Annotated in this window: 15 protein-coding genes; 8 read left to right on the top strand and 7 right to left on the bottom strand. The window is 65.1% G+C overall.

Annotation, left to right across the window (positions count from 1 at the left end; genetic code table 11):
• Positions 1–8: 8 nt before the first annotated feature.
• Positions 9–1,310 carry a TRAP transporter large permease gene (locus DL899_RS07015; protein ID WP_111733302.1) on the top strand — a complete coding sequence of 434 codons (1,302 nt, stop codon included), beginning with the start codon at positions 9–11 and terminating at the stop codon, positions 1,308–1,310.
• A 12-nt stretch (positions 1,311–1,322) separates the two neighbouring features.
• Positions 1,323–2,414: a TRAP transporter substrate-binding protein DctP gene (dctP, locus tag DL899_RS07010; RefSeq protein WP_111733271.1), complete on the top strand. Its 1,092-nt coding sequence runs from the start codon at positions 1,323–1,325 to the stop codon at positions 2,412–2,414.
• A gap of 136 nt (positions 2,415–2,550) precedes the next feature.
• On the opposite strand, the gene DL899_RS07005 is transcribed toward dctP, so the two are convergent.
• A complete protein-coding gene (locus DL899_RS07005) occupies positions 2,551–3,267 on the bottom strand; it encodes an alpha/beta hydrolase family protein (protein ID WP_111733270.1) in 717 nt (238 codons plus the stop codon).
• A gap of 39 nt (positions 3,268–3,306) precedes the next feature.
• Positions 3,307–4,170 carry a hypothetical protein gene (locus tag DL899_RS07000; RefSeq protein ID WP_111733269.1) on the bottom strand — a complete coding sequence of 288 codons (864 nt, stop codon included), beginning with the start codon at positions 4,168–4,170 and terminating at the stop codon, positions 3,307–3,309.
• Between the two features lie 174 nt (positions 4,171–4,344).
• Between DL899_RS07000 and DL899_RS06995 the strand changes: the two genes are divergently transcribed.
• The 4 genes from DL899_RS06995 to DL899_RS06980 all read left to right on the top strand — a co-directional run bounded on the left by DL899_RS06995 (position 4,345) and on the right by DL899_RS06980 (position 8,316).
• The gene (locus tag DL899_RS06995; RefSeq protein ID WP_111733268.1) at positions 4,345–5,361 is read left to right on the top strand and encodes a glycosyltransferase family 2 protein; all 1,017 of its coding nucleotides are present in this window, start codon (positions 4,345–4,347) and stop codon (positions 5,359–5,361) included.
• Positions 5,362–5,473: 112 nt separating this feature from the next.
• Positions 5,474–6,568 carry a glycosyltransferase family 2 protein gene (locus DL899_RS06990; protein ID WP_111733267.1) on the top strand — a complete coding sequence of 365 codons (1,095 nt, stop codon included), beginning with the start codon at positions 5,474–5,476 and terminating at the stop codon, positions 6,566–6,568.
• Between the two features lie 4 nt (positions 6,569–6,572).
• Positions 6,573–7,352 carry a sulfotransferase family 2 domain-containing protein gene (locus tag DL899_RS06985; RefSeq protein ID WP_162685521.1) on the top strand — a complete coding sequence of 260 codons (780 nt, stop codon included), beginning with the start codon at positions 6,573–6,575 and terminating at the stop codon, positions 7,350–7,352.
• A gap of 4 nt (positions 7,353–7,356) precedes the next feature.
• Positions 7,357–8,316, top strand: coding sequence for a hypothetical protein (locus DL899_RS06980; protein ID WP_111733265.1), 960 nt, complete (start codon positions 7,357–7,359; stop codon positions 8,314–8,316).
• Between the two features lie 106 nt (positions 8,317–8,422).
• On the opposite strand, the gene DL899_RS06975 is transcribed toward DL899_RS06980, so the two are convergent.
• The 4 genes from DL899_RS06975 to clpB all read right to left on the bottom strand — a co-directional run bounded on the left by DL899_RS06975 (position 8,423) and on the right by clpB (position 15,085).
• Positions 8,423–10,441, bottom strand: coding sequence for a glycosyltransferase family 2 protein (locus DL899_RS06975; protein ID WP_111733264.1), 2,019 nt, complete (start codon positions 10,439–10,441; stop codon positions 8,423–8,425).
• Positions 10,441–11,370, bottom strand: a complete 930-nt coding sequence (locus DL899_RS06970; RefSeq protein ID WP_111733263.1) for an alpha/beta fold hydrolase — start codon at positions 11,368–11,370, stop codon at positions 10,441–10,443. The genes DL899_RS06975 and DL899_RS06970 overlap by 1 nt, the downstream gene beginning before the upstream one ends.
• A gap of 4 nt (positions 11,371–11,374) precedes the next feature.
• Positions 11,375–12,127 carry a class I SAM-dependent methyltransferase gene (locus tag DL899_RS06965; RefSeq protein ID WP_162685520.1) on the bottom strand — a complete coding sequence of 251 codons (753 nt, stop codon included), beginning with the start codon at positions 12,125–12,127 and terminating at the stop codon, positions 11,375–11,377.
• 339 nt (positions 12,128–12,466) lie between these two features.
• A complete protein-coding gene (clpB, locus tag DL899_RS06960; protein WP_111733261.1) occupies positions 12,467–15,085 on the bottom strand; it encodes an ATP-dependent chaperone ClpB in 2,619 nt (872 codons plus the stop codon).
• A gap of 200 nt (positions 15,086–15,285) precedes the next feature.
• Between clpB and pyrF the strand changes: the two genes are divergently transcribed.
• Entirely contained in the window at positions 15,286–15,975 is a 690-nt protein-coding gene (gene pyrF, locus DL899_RS06955) for an orotidine-5'-phosphate decarboxylase (protein ID WP_111733260.1), read from the top strand.
• Positions 15,976–16,139: 164 nt separating this feature from the next.
• Positions 16,140–17,393, top strand: a complete 1,254-nt coding sequence (locus tag DL899_RS06950) for a DNA polymerase IV (RefSeq protein ID WP_111733259.1) — start codon at positions 16,140–16,142, stop codon at positions 17,391–17,393.
• Positions 17,394–17,409: 16 nt separating this feature from the next.
• Here the strand turns inward: DL899_RS06950 and DL899_RS06945 are convergent, their stop codons facing one another.
• Positions 17,410–18,273, bottom strand: a complete 864-nt coding sequence (locus tag DL899_RS06945) for an N-formylglutamate amidohydrolase (protein ID WP_111733258.1) — start codon at positions 18,271–18,273, stop codon at positions 17,410–17,412.
• Positions 18,274–18,363 lie beyond the last annotated feature (90 nt).

Raw genomic sequence — 18,363 nt, 5'->3', positions numbered from 1 at the left:
CCCTGGCCATGTTCGGCCTGCTGCTGCTGGGCCTTTTCATGGGGCATCCGCTGGCATTCGTGCTGGGCGGCAGCGCCGTACTGGGCACCCTGATCGCCGGAAAGCCGATGGTTCTGGGGATCGTCATCAACCGGATTTTCGGTGACGTCCTGGACAATTACACGCTGATCGCAATCCCGCTGTTCATCCTGATGGCGCGGTTCCTGTCCGACAGCGGCGTTACCGACAAGATGTTCGAATCACTGCGCCTGTTGATGTCGAACGTGCGCGGCGGGCTGGCGTTGGCGGTGGTGTTCATCTCGATCCTGCTGGCCGCGACGACCGGCATCATCGGCGCATCGATCACCGTCATGGGGGTGATGGCGCTGCGACCGATGCTGCAATACGGCTATTCGCCGACCCTGACGACCGGGGTGATTGCCGCGTCGGGCTGCCTTGGCATCCTGATCCCGCCGTCGATCATGCTGATCCTGATGGCCAGCTATTCACCCCTTTCGGTGGGCGAGTTGTTTGCCGGCGCGATGATCCCCGGCGTGTTGCTGGGGTTGCTTTATGCAGTGTGGGTGATGGTCGTGTCCAGATTCCGGCCAGACATGGCCCCGGCGGTGGAACCCGACGAACGGATCCCGCGCGCCGAGCTGCTGCGGATGCTGGTGATCGAAGCGGTGCCGCCGCTGGTTCTGATCCTCGGCATCCTCGGCTCTCTCCTGGCCGGGATCGCCACCGCAACCGAAGCCTCGGCCATCGGCGCGGCGCTGGCCCTGGCAATCGTGATCCTGCGGGGCAAGTTCACCTGGCGCAGCTTTTACGGCGCCATGCTGGAAACCGGGCGGACCTCGGCGATGATCCTGTTCATCGTCATCGGCGCGACCGCGTTCACCGGGGTGTTCAACATCACCGGCGGCCTGCGCGCGACGCAGGAAATCATCCGCAACATGGACATGGCCCCCTGGCTGCTGATCGCTGTAATGATGTTCATCATCTTCATCCTCGGCGCCTTCCTGGACTGGACCGGCATCGTGCTGTTGTCGTTCCCGATCTTCCTGCCGATCGTGCAGGAAATGAACTTTGACCTGCTGTGGTTCGTGGTGCTGATGTCCGTGGTGCTGCAGACATCCTTTCTGACCCCACCATTCGGATATGCGCTATTTTACCTGCGGGCCATAGCGCCAAAAAGCGTACGAACCTCGCAGATCATCGCCGGGGTGATGCCCTTCATCGGGCTGATCATCCTGATGTGTCTCGCCGTAGCCTTTGTGCCGGAACTTGTCACATGGCTGCCCGATACTCTTTACCACCAAAAACCCTGAGGAGGACTTGGTATGACTCTGAAAAGAACCGTAATGGCAGGTGTTGCCCTGGCGGCCAGCCTGGCGACCCAGGCTGCGGCACAGGAAAGCTGGACCATGACCACGACCTGGCCCAGCTCGCTGGAGTTGATCGAGATCGACCGCCACTTCGTCGAACTGGCGAACGCCCTGACCGGCGACGATCTGACCATCGAGTTCTTCGATGGCGGTTCGCTGGTCCCGGCGGGCGAGGTATTCGGCGCCGTCGAATCAGGCACCATCCAGGCCGGCGGCGACTGGCCGGGCTATTGGGCCGGCCGCAACTCGGCCTTTTCGCCTCTGGCGACCACATCCAGCCTGTTCAACGCCATCGACTACGTCAACTGGATCAACCAGTGGGGCGGCGCCGATCTCTATAACGATATCTACGGCAAGTTCGGCATGGTCTACCTGCCCTACGGCGTGACCAACAACGAATCGGGCTTCCGCACCAACAAGCCGATCCGCAACCTCAGCGACCTCGAAGGCATGCGCCTGCGCCTGTCGGGTCTGGAACAGGGCCGGATCCTGGAAAAACTCGGCGGCAGCCAGGTTTCGATGGCCGGTGGCGAGATCTACCAGGCGTTGGAACGCGGCGTGATCGACGGGGCGGAATTCTCGACCCCCAACGTCGACTTCTCGGGCGGTTTCCACCAGGTGACCAAGTTCTGGGCCACCCCCGGCTGGCACCAGTCGGCGTCGGCGTTTGGCGTGATGATCAACAAGGCCTCGTGGGACGCGCTGTCGCCCGAGACCCAGGAAGCCCTGAAAATCGCCGCCCAAGCCAACCTGATCTGGTCGCTGGCCTTTACCGAAAAGCGCGCGACCGAGGCCTATCAGCAGTTCCTGGATGCTGGCGTCGAGATCACGCGCTATGACGATGAAACCCTCGCCAAGGTTCAGGAAATGGCCAACGAGGTGATCGAGACGACCGCCTGCGAGAACCCCGATTCCGCCAAGGTCTATCTCAGCCAACTCGAATACCTGGCCGACTATGCCAAATGGCGCGATGCCTCGGCCCCCTTCAACCTGGGCCGCACGCCCAATGGGCCCGACATCGAAAAGGTCCGCGCCTGCGTGCAATGACCTGAAGAGAATTGCTGCCGAACCCGGCAGCTAACCGGCCCCCGCCCATCGGCGGGGGCTTTTCTTTTGGCCTTCACGATCCGCCAGAAAACAGATGGCGACTGACTGTGTGACTGCCCCTGCTCGGGCCGCGCCGTCACCCGGTCGCACCCGCCCCCTCTGGCACGGTACGCGGCAGACGCCGGAACTCTACCGCACCGGCCAGGGCCCGGCGAAACGCCACCGGACGCAGGTCAATGGCGTGGCTTGCGACCTGCCCCATTGCACCGGCGGCCTTCAACCGCCGGCCCACGCCGTGACCGGCACGGCCGACCAGATAGTGATGAATGTTAGTACTGCGCGGAAAGCGCGACCAGTGCGGCCGCTCAAGCCGCCCGCCACCATGCAGAACGAAATAGGTGCAATCGGGGCTCAGCGCATCCTCCAGCGGCGGGCAGGTAAAGCGCACGATGCGGTCGCGGTATTCGCGCCAGCGTGTCTCTTCTGGCACGACCGCCGGATCGGCAGAATACTGAGCTGACAGCGCCAGACAGCCCACGGCCCCCAACGCCCCGGCCATCAGCACCGCGCCATAGCCGCCCATCGAGTTGCCAAAGGTCACCGTGCGTTCGATGCCGTGTTCGCGCCGATAGGCATCGACGGCGGCGATGATTTCATCGCGGATACCGGGGTCGTTGTACCAGCTGCGCAGCGTGTCGGCGACAAAGAGAACATGATTGCGCCCGCCCTGCCGGCCGCTGCCGACGAACTCTTCCACCTGCTGGGGGTCGCCGGGCTTGCCCACGCCGGCGAATGACACCACCAGGCGCGGATCGCTCCCCTCAAGGCTGGTTATCCGCAACCGGCCCGACATGTGCCAGGGCCGTGGCGCCGCGTGGCCCGGGGCCGGCATCTAGGCCAGAACCGACCGGTCCGCCTGGTCAGGCACGGCGGCGGCAGCGGCATCTATGCCGTGTTTTTCCAGCAATTCGGCCAGGAAACTGCCCTCTGGCGGCACCCCGCCGCTGCGACGGGCGCAGAACCGCTTGATCGGCGCCCAGATATGGATGCAGCGGGTCGTGTCCGTCAGGTGCTGATAGGTGCGCTCTGGTCGCTTGGCAAAGACGCGGCGGTTGGCATAGTGCACCGGGTAATAGACCTCGGGCGGGCTGGCATATTTATCCTCGCCGGTCTTTTGCAGATAAGCTGTCACCCCCAACGGCCCCCAGATGCCCCACGGCATTTCCGAGACATGCATCGGGTCGCCCGCTTCGGCCCGCTGGCGGATCTCATTCAAGTGCCGCGGCGGCAGCCATTCGGGCACCGGGTATTCCTCTTTGGTGAACTCCAGCAGGCCCTGCAATGCCGGTGAATCCTGCGGCATGCGCAGGATAGCGCCGTTGATCTGGCCTTTCTGCCGGTCTTCCAGCCAGAATTCATAGCCGAATACATGGCTTTCGCCCCCGGGTATCGGGCGCACCGAATAGACGTCGGTGTCGATATAGATGATCTCGGGGTCGGCGGCCAAAAGGTGAAAGCGGAACAGGTCTGAAAACAGCGCCACACTGCCGGTGCGCGCGTGGGTCACGAAATTGTCCGTATCCAGCACCTCGCGCCCGTCGCGCCGCTCGACCCCCTCGGGGATGCCGCCGACCTCATCATAGGTATAAAGGATCGTCGGATGCCCCTGATCGACAAAGGACTTCAGACAAAGCTGTTCAAGCCAAGTCAGCGACCCGCCGATCCACAGCGCGCCGACGGGGGGAAGATCTGCCATGCTGCTTGCCTCAAAAAACGTTATTTATTGCCGGGATGCTAGCTTATTGCCCGGTTTCCGGCAAGCACGGGCTGTCCCCCGCCCAAGGTTTCACGGCGTCCGCCCTTGCATGGTGTGCGCTTCGTGCGTACCCCTTGGGATCAGGCACCGACGCCGGGGCAGCGGAGCAGTACCATGACAGACCGGCCGGCAAGAACGCTGTTGGGCACCGTCAAGGACGAAGGGCCCTACCTGCTGGAATGGATATGCTATCATCGGCTGATCGGGTTTGATCGCATCGTCGTGGCCTCGAACGATTGCGGCGACGGCACGCGCCAGATGCTCGACTATCTCGATACCGTCGGAGAGATCGAGCATGTCGAGAACAGCGCCCGGCACGAGGGCGAGCCAGCCGACCCGCAAAACCGCGCCTATGCGCGTTTCTGGGCCGATGAGGGCATTCGCGCGTCGGAATGGGTGCTGGTCGGCGACGCTGACGAGTTTCTCAACATCCGCACCGGCGATGGCACGCTCGACGCACTGATCGAGGCGGCAGAGGCGCGCGCCGGCGGGCAGGTCGATATCATATCGGCCACATGGCGGGTGTTCGGCAATGGCAGCATCATCGAGTTCCTTGACGAGCCGGTGATCGCCCAGTTCACCCACGCGGCGGCACCCGGCATCCACCCCACCCAGCGCCTGACGGCCTTCAAGACGCTGTTTCGACCCAAGGTCGTGCGCAAACTCGGCATCCACCGCCCGCGGCTTTACCCGCGCTATGTCGATGGTGGCGCACAGGTGACCTGGGTCAACGGCGCGGGCGCATTGATGCCTGAACGCTATCTGCGCCAGGGATGGCGCAGCGATGCCGACAGCTATGGCGACGATCTGGTCACCATGAACCATTACATGATCAAGTCGTCTGAGGCGTTCCTGATGAAACGCTATCGCGGCACCGCCAACAGCGCCGACGCCGAGCGGATCGATTTTTCCTATTTCGAAACCTTCAACGCCAACGACACCGAGGATTGCAGCATCCAGCGGCACGTCCCGGCCCTGAAGGAAGCGATTGCGCGACTGAAATCGGATCACCCGCACCTAGCACTGCTGCATGACCGCAGCCTGGCCTGGCATCGCCGGCGGCTGGTCGCGGCACGCAAAGACCTGGCCGCCACCGCGCCCGAGGACGCGCGCCGACTGGGCATCGGTTAAAATGGTCGCCGTTCCCGACAAGCCACGCACCGCACCCGCGCCCGGAAATGGTTGTTGCCTGAAAACACGAGGAATGGGAAACTCCGCCCCGGGCAGCAAGAGGGCAGGCTGAATGGCCTCACGAAAGAAAAAGGAACGCTTTCTCATCGTCACGACGATGAAGAACGAGGCGCCGTTCATGCTGGAATGGATCGCGTACAACCGCGCCATCGGCTATGACGATTTCCTGATTTACACCAACGACTGCACCGACGGCACCGACGCCATCGCCCTCCGCCTGCAGGAGATGGGCCTTGCCGCCCATATCGACAACAACGACCGCGCTATCGGCCGCAAGGGGGCCATGCTGTCGCCCCAGCGGGCCGCGCTGCGGTTGGCCACTGGGCATGAACGCTACAAGGCGGCCGACTGGATCATCTGCTCGGACGCGGATGAATTCCTCAACATCCGCACGGGCCAGACCTTGCCCGACCTGGTCGACGCCTGCGGGCCTGCTGATGCAATTTCGGTCTGCTGGAAACTGTTCGGAAATGCTTGTCGGCGTCAGTACGAGGACACGCCGATCATCGAACAGTTCTTCGCCTGTGCGCCCGAACAGGGATATACCAATTTCCGTGGCGCCGGGATCAAGACCCTGTTTCGCAACAACGGCGCGTTTCATCGCATGGGGGTGCACCGGCCCAAGGTGAACCCGGGCCGCGCCCCCGACCCGGAAAATCCCTATGCCCACGTCACCTGGCGCGATGCCGGCGGTGTTATCGTCGACGGAAACGAGATCAGCTGGCGCACATGGAAGGGGTTCACCCACACCCATGCGCGGCTGCACCACTATGCCATTCGCAGCTGCGACAGCTTTCTGGTCAAGCGCGACCGCGGGCGCACCAACCATATCCATGTCGACCAGGGGCGCGAATATTTCGACGCCATGAACACCAACCATGCCCGCGACTATTCCATCCTGCGGCACATGCCCGGCATGATGCGCGAACTGGCGCGCCTGCGCAGCGACAAGGTGCTGAACGAGCTGCACCAACAGGCCGTGGCATGGCACCGCGAACAGATCGCCGACATCAAGGCACGCCCCAACTGGGCGGAATTCATCGACATGGTCTATGGCCACAGCGGGGTTCCCGCGCCCAAGGCGCCACCGGCAAAGGAGGCGCCTGAACCTGCTGCTGCCCCTATCGACGCCGCGGCGGGGAAATGACGGCATGGATACGCTTTCCGAGATCCTCGAAAACTATCACAGCCGCCGCCACCTGTTGCAGACGATGCACCTGCCGGCGCGGGACTATGGCGGGCCGCGTTTCCTGTACATGAAGAACCACAAGGCCGCCTGCACCAACGTGCTGACGCTGCTTGTCACCCACATGCACCATGCGCTGGGCGGCCCGACACCGCCTCAGATCAGCATGGATGCACTGCACGACCTGTCGCCCGACTATCTGCGCGCCGGCGCGCGCGGGCTCGACTGGTCGACGGCGCGGGATGCGCTGACCGGGCCGGGGTGGTTTCGCTTTACGGTGGTGCGCGACCCGCTCAGCCGGACGGTGTCGGCATGGGCCGACAAGCTGCACTCTGCCACCAACCCTCGCCACAGGCGCGACCTCATGCAGTACTTGGGCCGCGACCTAGATGAAAAAATCGGGCTTTCCGCCTTTCTCGACATCCTGGCGCAGGACGAGGGCGCGCGCGACCTTGACCGCCACTGGCGGCCGCAGCACAAGGAAATCAGCTATGGGCTGGTGCCCTACGACCTGATCGGCCGGGTCGAGGCGATGCCGGCCGCCCGTAGCGCCATCGTCGCTGCGCTGTTCGGGCCCGGCGCCGAGGCGGTCAAGGTGCCCGACGCCCGCACCCATCTTGGCCATCGAACCGACAGCCAGAAGCTTCGCGACAGCCTGACCGCCGCCGACCGGCGCAACGTCGAACGCGCCTTCGCCCGCGATTTCGAGATGTACGAGGCCGTCACCCGGGCCGAGGCCGCCTGACGCGATGGCCCGGCTTGTCCTGCATATCGGCACACCCAAGACCGGCTCGACCGCGATCCAGCGGTATGCCCGCGCGCATCAGCCCTATCTTGCCTCGCGCGGCATCGACTTTCTGCTGCGTGGGCGGTTGGCATCCTATAACGACCTGGCGATCAGCCTGCGGGGCGGCAAACACGATGCCGCTGCCACAATCGCCACAGACATACGCAAGCGTATGGAGGAAAGCGATGCCGGAACCTTTGTCCTGAGTTCGGAGATGTTCACCGGGGTTGATCCGGCCAGGTTGCGCGACGCGCTGGCGCTGACGGCCATGCCGGAAACCCGCATCATCGGTTATTTCCGCCGCCAGGACCGCTATCTCGAAAGCTCCTACAAGCAGAAGATGAAGACCGGCAAGGTCGCGCCTGGTTTTCAGAACTATGTCGACAAGTTCGGAATCCGGGGCGGCGATTATCGCCGCATCGTCGATGCGTGGCAGGCGGCCTGGCCCGAGGCGACATTCATCTTTCGCCGGTTCGATCCGGTGGGCCTGGTGCGCGGCGACGTGGTGCACGATTTCACCGCGCTGCTGGGCCTCGATATTGATACCGATGGCAAACCGCCGCCCGCCGAGCCCGCGAACCCCACGCCATCTATCGACCTGCTGGACCTGATGCAGATCGTGGCGCGCATTCCCGGCGTCGACGCGCGCAAGGTGTTCCGCGCGCTGCCCGTGGCCGATCTGCCCCGGTTCCGGGGGCGGGCGATGGAAAACACCGCCGCGCGCGCCCTGCTGGCGCAGTTCGCCGACGGGAACGCGGCGCTGTGCCAGCGGTTCTTTCCCGGCGATAACGCGCTCTTTGCAACCGACGACCTGGACGGACCAGAGCCCGAGATCGCCACACCCAGCTTCACCGACGACCAACGCCGGATAATTACCGCACTCTTACGCGCGGTGGCCGAGAACAGCAGCGGCGCGAGTTAGGGCGCATGCGTCAGATCAGCTCCTCGCGCGCCCCCCCCCCCCGGGCTTGACCCGGGGTCTGCCCACGCGAACCAGGGGTCGGGGCGAGGCGGTTCAGGTTGTTATTTTACGGCTCCAGCACGTTGAAACGCGGGTCGTTGCGGATCGCCTCCCAGTCGCGGGCATATAGCCGGCCAAGATGGGCGCGTTCCTCGGGCGTCCAGGGGTCAAAGCGGCCATTGTTCTGATCTTGCGGGAACCGCTCCTGCACCTCGCGCGCGCGGGCGGCCATGGCGGCGGCGCCCTCCATCTCGGAAATCAGGACCAGTTCCTCGACCGCACGGGCGGACGCGGTCGGGCGCGGGCGCGACTCGCCCTTTTCCTTCAGCTTGGCGGCATCCACCCCATCGCCGCAAAAGAGCTGTAGGATCGCCGGACGCAGTTCCGCGAAATCCTCGAACCGCCAGACATGGATGCGCGCATCGGCGAAGACCTCGGCCGTATCGGTCAGCACTGCACCCCACGTCGGCAGCATCGACAAGACATTGCTGCGCATCTGCTCGGGCGTTATCATGTGCCCCTTGGTCGTCACCGTGGCCGCGCGCAGGTATTCCACATAGGCCGAGGCAAAGAAATCGGCATAGCTGCGCACCGCCAGAAACACATCCATGACCGGCAGCGGCAGGCGCTTGGCGAAAGCGGTGAAAAAGGTCTTACGGTGGCGGTAAAGCGTGCCGTCGGTGACGCAATGCGCCGGCAGACCGGGGATGTTTTCATCCGACAGGATCATCCGCCGCGGCCCCAGCGCCAGGGGTTCGGCAAAGAAGGCATCGGCAAATCCCTGCAACTCTTCCTCGGTAAACTGCGTGCGGCGCTTGATCTTGAGTTGCCGGTAGGCGTCGAGCTGCGAGGGAAAGGTCACATGCTTGCGCAGTTTCTGATGCGGCACGACATAGACGCTTTGCCGTCCCAGCCAGGGGGCGTTCTCCTCCAGCAGGTTTTGCAGGTGGGTGGTTGCGGTCTTGTGAAACCCGGCATGCAACACCGCGTGGCTGGTCCCGTCCGGCGACGCCTTGACGTCAAAGCGCACCGGGCGCACTGGCGGGGGCGCATAGGTGCCGCCGCCACCACGGGGCGAGGTGCGCACCGGCTGAGCGGCGTTCTTGCGTTTCTCAGGCGCGGCGGGGGCATCCGGCCCGGCCATCGCCGCCATCAGCCGCACCGCGCGCGGGTCTGCCGCCAGTTCCCCGGCGCGGGCACTGTTCCAGTCGCGCCCCGCCTGTTCCAGCGCCGCCAGTGCCGCGTCACCGCGCAGTTCGTCCAGCAGGGCCAACGACCGGCGTACCACCTTTTTCATGGCCATATCACGCTCGCCCGTCTGGTCGAGCAGTCGCCATTCCGCCAGCAGCGCCTTTTCCGACTCGTCATCCTGCGGCACCCCCCGGCGGATGAGAAAGGTCTCGGGGCTGGGCACCGCGTAGTAATGCAGGCGGGCGAAGCGGTGGGAAAACTTCTTCCACGCGGCCCATTGTCCCTTGAAGTAGCTTTCGGGCATCACCGCCCCGCCGGCATCCAGCCAGGTCACCTCGCTAGGCCCGGCACGAAACCGGGGCCTGTGCGGGCCAATGCTTTCGACCGTTTCGGGACGAAACAGGGTCCGGATGCCGCGCGCGATCATCCGGTCGCGCGCCTTCTCGGCCGCGGCCATGCGATATGTCTCGCGCAGCTGCCCTCCGGGCAACCCCCGCCGGCCACCACAGCCAAACGGCTTGCGGCATACCGATATCGCATCCGCCGGCCCGACCGCATCCAACAGTGCAGGCAGATCGCCCGCCTCGGTCCGGATGGCCAGGAATTCGTCGATATCCACCGGCATCGCCCAGGCCGCGCCAATATCAGCCAGGATCGGCGGCAGCGCGCGCAGCCCCCGGCGCATCGGGTCGCGCTTGATATGGGGTTTCAGCGGTACATGGCGGACATGACCCAGCTCCTGCAGGCGAGCCGCCATCCGGTCGGTGCCGTCCTGGGGGGCATGGGTGAACAGGATCGCCCCGTCAAAACCCAGCGTTCGGTAATGGGCGATCCATTCCAGCAGATAGGGCGCCTCGTTCCCCGGCGCGGCGACGATCCAGGCCCGTTCGCCCATCACGCGCCCCGCTCGGCCCCGACCCGGCCCTTTTGTTCGCGCATGTTGCTGCGAAAGGCGCGGGTCGCACGTTCGGCCATCGCCGTGCGCCCATCCTTTTCGAAATAATGCACCAATGAGCCGCGATACCACGGCAACTGCCGCCGGCCACGATAAAGCGCATAGAATTCCGCCGCTGTCAGGTCACCGAACAGCGCCGCCTGCATCACCGGTTTCAGCGCGTCGATCTTGCGCAGGAACACCGCCGACTTGTGATTGGAAAACCAGCATTTCAGCGGCATCACCCGCCTCTCGGCGCCAGGTGCCTCGACAAGGCGCGCGATGTGTTTTCGATCAAGCTCGAAATACGGGTCATAGAACACATGCGCCCGGCCCAGATCGGCCACCGCCTCTGCCGCGTCGCTGAAGGGCAGCGACCAGTCCTGCCGCCGCCCGGCGCGATAGCGCGTCTCGAACGGTACCAGCGCCTCGTCCAGCGTCGACTGGGGGTTGAAGGCCAGCACCACCGCCCCCGGCGCCAGCCGCGCAAATGTCAGCGCCGCGAACGCCCCCATGGACGAGCCGGCAAAGACACAGCGTTCATAACCGGCAAAGAACCCGGTATCGGCCAGCCGCTGCATCCGGGCGATCAGGTCGGCGTCGCGGTACCAGTTCGGCAGATGCGCATAGACGCCGAGGTGACAGACCTGGTTGTCGCGGGCGAACTTGTAGGCCCAGGGCAGGCGGTCGGGCGATCGGTCCCTGACATTGGCCAGGTTGTCGAAGGTGACCAGCAGCACCGATCGGCGCCGCCGCACGAACAGCATCGGGTGGCGGGGATCGGCCTCCAGAAATCCGCTGGCGGTGCCGCACGGGCCGATCTCATCCAGCCATATCGGCTGTGCGGCCTGCTTCGCCTTCGGGGCGACGGGGTTATCGCGTGCGCTCACCGGCCTACTCGCCCGCCACGGCCTGCTCTTCGCCGGCCTCCCAGCGCACCGAATAATCACCCTGCGAGACGTTGCCGATCCGCTCGGCTGTCACCGCATCGGGGCCGCGTTCGATGATATAGAAAAGGTACCAGCGCCCCTCCATCCCGGCGCCGCGAAAGCGCCGGCCATCCTGCCCGGTGTCGGGCGCAGGGCGCGGCTGATCGGCGTTCACGTCGAACGGCACGGCGGCGCATTCGTGCAGGATGCAGCGGCGCGCGTCTTTCCAGTAACGCCAGACCAGTTCGGGGCTGAACTGGTAGAATCCGTGCCCGGCCCAGCCGGTGATACCGTTGATCGACAGGAAGATGCCGCCGGGGCGAAGCATGTGAAAGACATTGTCCAGCGCCTGCGGCGCATTGAAGACATGTTCAAGCGTACCGCCATCTATGACCACATCGAAACGGCCGCGCAGGTCATCGGGCAGCGGCTCGTTCAGATCATGCGTGAGGTCGCAATTCTCATAGGCCGAGGCATCGAGCGATTTCGGCTCGGGATACCCGATCTTGCGTAGAAAGGTCTCGGCAAAGCCGTCTTCCTGTTCATAATCCGGTATGTCGGGGCTGAGCCCCGCGCGCCGCAGCTGCTGGCGGACGTGGCGACGGAACTTGCCCTTTATGTGAAATTTCTGCCGCCCCAGCATCACGCAGTCGCGCTTGTCCGCGACAAGGCCGCGCGCAGCGATCAACTGGCAGGCAAGCTGTGCGTCAATTCCCAAGGCGCCCTCCAACCCTGCGCTGCCGGTGCGGTTGGACCCACGACGACCCCGGTATCGCGCAGGTCAGTGAATTTCGTGTCAATGGCGGCCCTCCAGCCCGTCGGGTCGGCCCGGTCGATATGCCCGGATGGGGTTTACCCTTGTTCATGTCCGCGTGCCGCGCTGCTCTCTTTTCTGGATACGGCAGGCCCGCTTGCCCGGTCAACTGCGTTGTCCTTGCAGGGCGCTGTCACGCCGCGCTTTCGGCCGCCTGCGTGGCGGTTTTGCCCGCGCATGCGGGCGAAAAACAAAAGGCCCCGCCGTTTCCGGCGGGGCCCTCTTGCGCGATGTCCGGGGCGGTCAGTGCACGACCGCGTCGCCCGGCAGTTCACGGTTGGTGTTTCCCACCCGTTCGCCGATGATCAGCCCATCTGCGCCGGCGGTTACCGGCACCGTACCGTCATCCACGATGTCACCGGCCAGCAGCGCCTCGGCCAGCGGGTCCTGCAGCGCCTTCTGGATCACCCGCTTGAGCGGACGCGCGCCATAGACCGGGTCGTACCCTTCGTCGGCCAGCCACTTGCGCGACGCATCGTCCAGCTCCAGCCGGATCTTGCGCGAGGCAAGCCGCTTTTGCAGCCGCGCGATCTGGATGTCGACGATGCCGTCCATCTGGTCACGCGTCAGCCGGTCGAAAATCACGATCTCGTCCAGCCGGTTCAGGAACTCGGGCCGGAAATGCGACCGCACCGCATCCATCACGTCGCGCTTGGCGTCGGCTGCATCAGACCCTTCGGGCAACTGGCTCAGCGCCTGGCTGCCGAGGTTCGAGGTCATCACGATCAGCGTCTGCTTGAAATCGACCCGGTGGCCCTGACCATCGGTCAGCACACCGTCATCGAGCACCTGCAACAGCACGTTAAAGACCTCCGGGTGTGCCTTTTCGACCTCGTCGAACAGCACCACCTGATAGGGCCGCCGGCGAACGGCCTCGGTCAGAACGCCGCCCTCTTCATAGCCGACATAGCCCGGAGGCGCACCGATCAGCCGCGCGACCGAATGTTTCTCCATGAACTCCGACATGTCGATACGCACCATCGCGCTGTCGTCGTCGAACAGGAACTCGGCCACCGCCTTGGTTAGCTCGGTCTTGCCGACGCCGGTCGGCCCCAGGAACAGAAAACTGCCCAGCGGTCGGTTCTCGTCGTTCAGACCCGCGCGTGCACGGCGCACGGCGTTGGCCACGGCCTTGACCGCGGTATCCTGGCCGATCACCCGGCGGTGCAGGTTCTCTTCCATGCCCAGCAGCTTTTCGCGCTCGCCCTCCAGCATCTTGGCGGTGGGGATGCCGGTCCAGCGTTCGACCACCTGGGCGATCTGTTCGGGGCGCACGGCCTCTTCGACCATCACGCCGTCATCTCCGGCGGTCTCGGCGTCGGCAAGCTGCTTTTCAAGCTGCGGAATGATGCCATAGCTCAGCTCGCCGGCCCGCGTCAGGTCGCCGTCGCGCTTGGCGGTTTCCAGTTCGATCCGCGCACGGTCCAGCTGTTCCTTGATGTCGCGGGCCGAGGCCAGCTTGTCACGCTCTGCCTGCCACTGCGCGGTCATCTCGGCAGACCGTTCCTGAAGCTCGGAAAGTTCCTTTTCGAGCCTTTCGAGCCGGTCGCGGCTGGCGTCGTCGTCCTCTTTCTTGAGCGCCTCTGCCTCGATCTGCTTTTGCAGGATCTCGCGGTCGAGCGTGTCCAGCTCTTCGGGCTTGCTGTCGACCTCCATGCGCAGCCGGCTCGCCGCCTCGTCGACAAGGTCGATCGCCTTGTCGGGCAGGAAACGGTCAGTGATGTAACGGTGGCTCAGCGTCGCGGCCGCAACCAGCGCACTGTCCGAGATGCGCACGCCGTGGTGCAGCTCGTACTTTTCCTTGATGCCCCGCAGGATCGAGATCGTGTCTTCGACAGTGGGTTCCTCGACAACAATCGGCTGGAACCGACGGGCAAGGGCCGCGTCCTTTTCAACGTGCTTGCGGTACTCGTCCAGCGTGGTGGCACCAATACAGTGCAGCTCACCGCGCGCCAGCGCCGGCTTGATCAGGTTGGCGGCGTCCATGGCACCATCGGTCTTGCCCGCGCCAACCAGCGTGTGCATCTCATCGATGAACAGGATGACCTCGCCGGCGGCAGAGGTGACCTCGTTCAGCACCGCTTTTAAGCGCTCTTCGAATTCGCCGCGGTATTTCGCCCCGGCGATCAGCGCACCCATGTCCAGCGCCAGCAGCCGCTTGTTGCGCAGGCTTTCCGGCACGTCGCCATTGATGATGCGCAGCGCCAGGCCCTCGGCGATGGCGGTCTTGCCGACGCCCGGCTCACCGATCAGCACCGGGTTGTTCTTGGTCCGCCGGCTGAGCACCTGCATGGCACGGCGGATTTCATCGTCGCGCCCGATGATCGGGTCGATCTTGCCCTCGCGCGCGGCCTCGGTCAGGTCGCGGGCGTATTTTTCCAGCGCTTCATAGGTGTCCTCGGCGCTGGCGCTGTCGGCGGTGCGGCCCTTGCGCAGGTCGTTGACAGCGGCATTGAGCGACTGCGCGCTCACCCCGCCCTGGTCCAGCGCGTCCTTGGCCGGGCTGCGCACGACCGCAAGCGCGGTCAGCAGCCGTTCCACCGGCACAAAGCTGTCGCCGGCCTTCTTGGCCAGTTTCTGCGCCTCGTCCAGCACCTTGGCAGTCTGGCCGTCCATGTACACCTGCCCGGCGTCGCCGCTGACCTTCGGGATCTTGCCAAGGCTTAGGTCCAGCGCCTGGACCACGGTTTTCGGCTCACCGCCGGCGCGCCGGATGAGGTTGCTCGCCAGCCCCTCTTCGTCGTCCATCAATGCCTTGAGTAAATGTTCGGGGGCCAGTTTCTGGTGGTTCTCCCGCAGCGCGATCGTCTGTGCTGCCTGCAAGAATCCGCGCGACCGCTCGGTGAACTTTGACAAGTCCATGCCTTTTCTCCTTTTTTCAAGCGTTACCCCGGTTGCGCACCCTGTCAGAAGGCATGCGGCAGTCGGGAACCTCGACAACCGAGATGGGTAACCTGCGCGTGATCTTCAAGTCTCTGATGGAACCCGATTTCATGCCCCGCGCTTGACGGCGGCCACGGCACTGGCCAGAACGGCCTGACATCCAAACGGAGCCCCGCAAGATGCCCGATGACCGCCTGATCGTCGCCCTCGACCTGCCCGATGCCCATTCCGGGCTGGAACTGGCCAGGCAGCTTGGGCCGGCGGTGTCGTTCTACAAGATCGGGCTTGGCATGCTGACCGGCGGCGGCCTGGCGCTGGCGAACGAGCTGAAACAGGAACACGGCAAGCGGATATTCCTGGATCTCAAGCTGTTCGACATCGGCGCCACGGTCGAGGCGGCCGTGCGCGGGCTGGCACAATTCGATCTCGATTTTCTCACCGTTCACGGAGACCCGCATGTGGTGCGCGCGGCCAGGCGGGGGGCCGAAGGCAGCGCCACCCGCATCCTGGCGGTTACCATCCTGACCTCGCTCGATCGCGGCGATCTGGATGATTCCCTGATCGTGCCCGGCAACGTGTCCGATCTCGTCGCCCAGCGGGCCGCCCGCGCATTTGACGCGGGCGCCGACGGCGTCATCGCCTCGCCGCAAGAGGCCGCGGCGATCCGCGCCCTGCCACAGTCCGAGGGGCGGTTGATCGTCACCCCCGGCGTGCGCCCCGCCGGCGCCGCGCTGGGCGACCAGAAACGCATCGCCACCCCGGCCGAGGCGCTGGCCGCCGGTGCCGATCACATCGTCGTCGGCCGCCCCGTGCATGCCGCACCCGACCCGGCCGCCGCCGCCCGTGCCATTCTCAACCAGATCGCATGAGGCGGCCGGCCGATTGGGGTATTTGAGACCAGAAAGAAGCACAGCCAACATGATTCTTTCTGGTCTCAAATACCCATCTCCTGCCGCCGACGCCCACGCGAATAGATGATCTTTGCGCGCCGGCGGTGTAGGCTGACGCGACAACCGACCTACTGGCCAAACCCATGCCCGCCCTCTGCCGCGCCTGCCTGACCTGCTTTGACACCGGTCCGCGCTGTCCCGCCTGCGGCAGCCCGCGGGTGATCGTGCATGACGAGCTCTTTCAGCTTTCCATCGCGCACATGGATTGCGACGCTTTCTATGCCAGCGTCGAGAAACGCGACGACCCCAGCCTGCGCGACAAGTCGGTGATCATCGGCGGCGGACGGCGCGGGGTGGTGTCGACCGCCTGCTATATCGCCCGCATCCGCGGCGTGCGTTCGGCGATGCCGATGTTCCAGGCGCTGAAACTCTGCCCCGACGCGGTGGTGCTGAAACCGCGCATGGACGCCTATGCGCAGGTTTCCCGTCAGATCAGGGCGATGATGCTGAAACTGACGCCGGATATCGAACCGCTGTCACTGGATGAGGCGTTTTTGGACCTCACCGGCACCACCCGGCTGCACGGGGCGCCGCCGGCGGTGCTGTTGGCGCGGCTCTTGCGGCAGATGCAGGACGAGCTGGGGATCACCGGCTCTGTCGGGCTCAGCCACAACAAGTTTCTGGCCAAGGTAGCCTCGGATCTCGACAAACCGCAGGGGTTCTCGGTCATCGGGCTGGCCGAGACCGACGCCTTTCTGCGCGACCGCCCGGTCAGCCTGATCTGGGGCGTGGGGGCGGCGACCCGCACCGCGCTGGATGCTGCGGGCATCACCAGCTTTGCCGACCTGTGGCGCTGGGACAAGACCGACCTCATCGCCCGCTTTGGCGCCATGGGCGCGCGGTTGTGGCACCTGGCGCGCGGCCAGGACAACCGCCGGGTGCAGGCTGACGCGCCGGTCAAGTCGATCTCGAACGAGACCACCTTTGCCGAGGACACCGCCGATATAGACCGGCTGGAAGGGCACCTGTGGCGATTGTCCGAAAACGTGTCCGACCGCGCCAAGGCCCGCAATCTGGCGGGGCGGGTGGTGACGCTCAAGCTGAAACGAGCGGACCACACCACGCTGACCCGGCGGCGGTCGCTGCACGAACCTACCCAGATGGCGGACACAATCTGGCGCACGGCGCAGCAGTTGCTCAGCCGGGTCGATAGCGCGGCTCCCTACCGGCTGATCGGGGTCGGGCTGTCCGATCTCGGCCCTGCCTTGCCGGGCGATATTTCTGGTGATCTGCTGGACACACAGGCGCGGGCGCGCGGGCTGGCCGAGCGCGCCACCGACGACATCCGCCGCCGATTCGGACCTGATGCAATCGTCAAGGGGCGCGCCCTGCGCTGAACAGCCCCGCCCGGACCTATTCCGCCGCCAGGGCGTTTTCGCCGGGCCGGCCTATGGCGGCGACATCGGCGATCACGCCCTCGATCAGCCGCTTGAAGTCGTCGAAATCCGGCTTTGGGGTGATCGTGCGTTCGTCCATGTAAAGTGCGCGGTCGATCTCGACCTGCAGCGCGTGGCGGCCTGCCGCCGGGCGGCCGTAATGCTGCACCACGAAGGCGCCGGCAAAGGGCGTGTTACGGGCCACCACCAGCCCGGCGTCGCGAAATGCGCGCTCGACCCGGTCGACCACCTCTTCGCCGGCGGCGGCGCCGAACCGGTCGCCCAGCACCACCTCGGCCCGCCCGAGACCCGAGCGTGTGACCTGATCCATCGCCTCGTGCGGCATCGAATGGCAGTCGATCAGGATCGCCTGGCCGAACGCCGCCTGCGCGCGGTCCAGTTCCTGGCGCAACGCGGCGTGGTAGGGGCGCCAGTAGCGTTCGATCCGGTCCTCTGCCTCGGCGCGGGTGATCTTGCCGCGATAGATCGCCTGCCCGTTGGCCACTACCCGCGGCACCAATCCCAGGCCCGAGGCCACGCGCGGGTTGTGCCCCACCTGCCGAACCCCCTCGATCACAGCCGGGTCCAGTTCATCGGCGCTGCGGTTGAGGTCGACAAAGGCGCGCGGCACCCTGGCGCAGACCAGCGGCGCGCCATAGCTGGGCGCGCTTTCGAACAGCCGGTCAACGAACGCATCCTCGGAGCTGCGGATCGCGTTTTCGCCTAACACCGACTGGTTCAGAAAGCTTTCCGGATAGTCCCGCCCGCTATGCGGCGAGGAAAAGACCACGCTGGTTTCACGCCTTGCCGGGCTGGAAATGTGAACCGCGTGATCGTTCATGGCCCCTCCTGACCGGCGCTTGCTCTGACCAGCGTCATCATAGTGCGAAATCGTTGTGCTGAAAGCCCTTGATCCTGCATTCGACTCCTT

This window comes from Roseovarius amoyensis, from assembly GCF_003260265.1.
GTDB classification, from domain to species: Bacteria; Pseudomonadota; Alphaproteobacteria; order Rhodobacterales; family Rhodobacteraceae; genus Roseovarius; species Roseovarius amoyensis.
The sequence above is the reverse complement of the archived record's forward strand: the minus strand, read 5'-3'. Positions and strand labels throughout refer to the sequence as shown.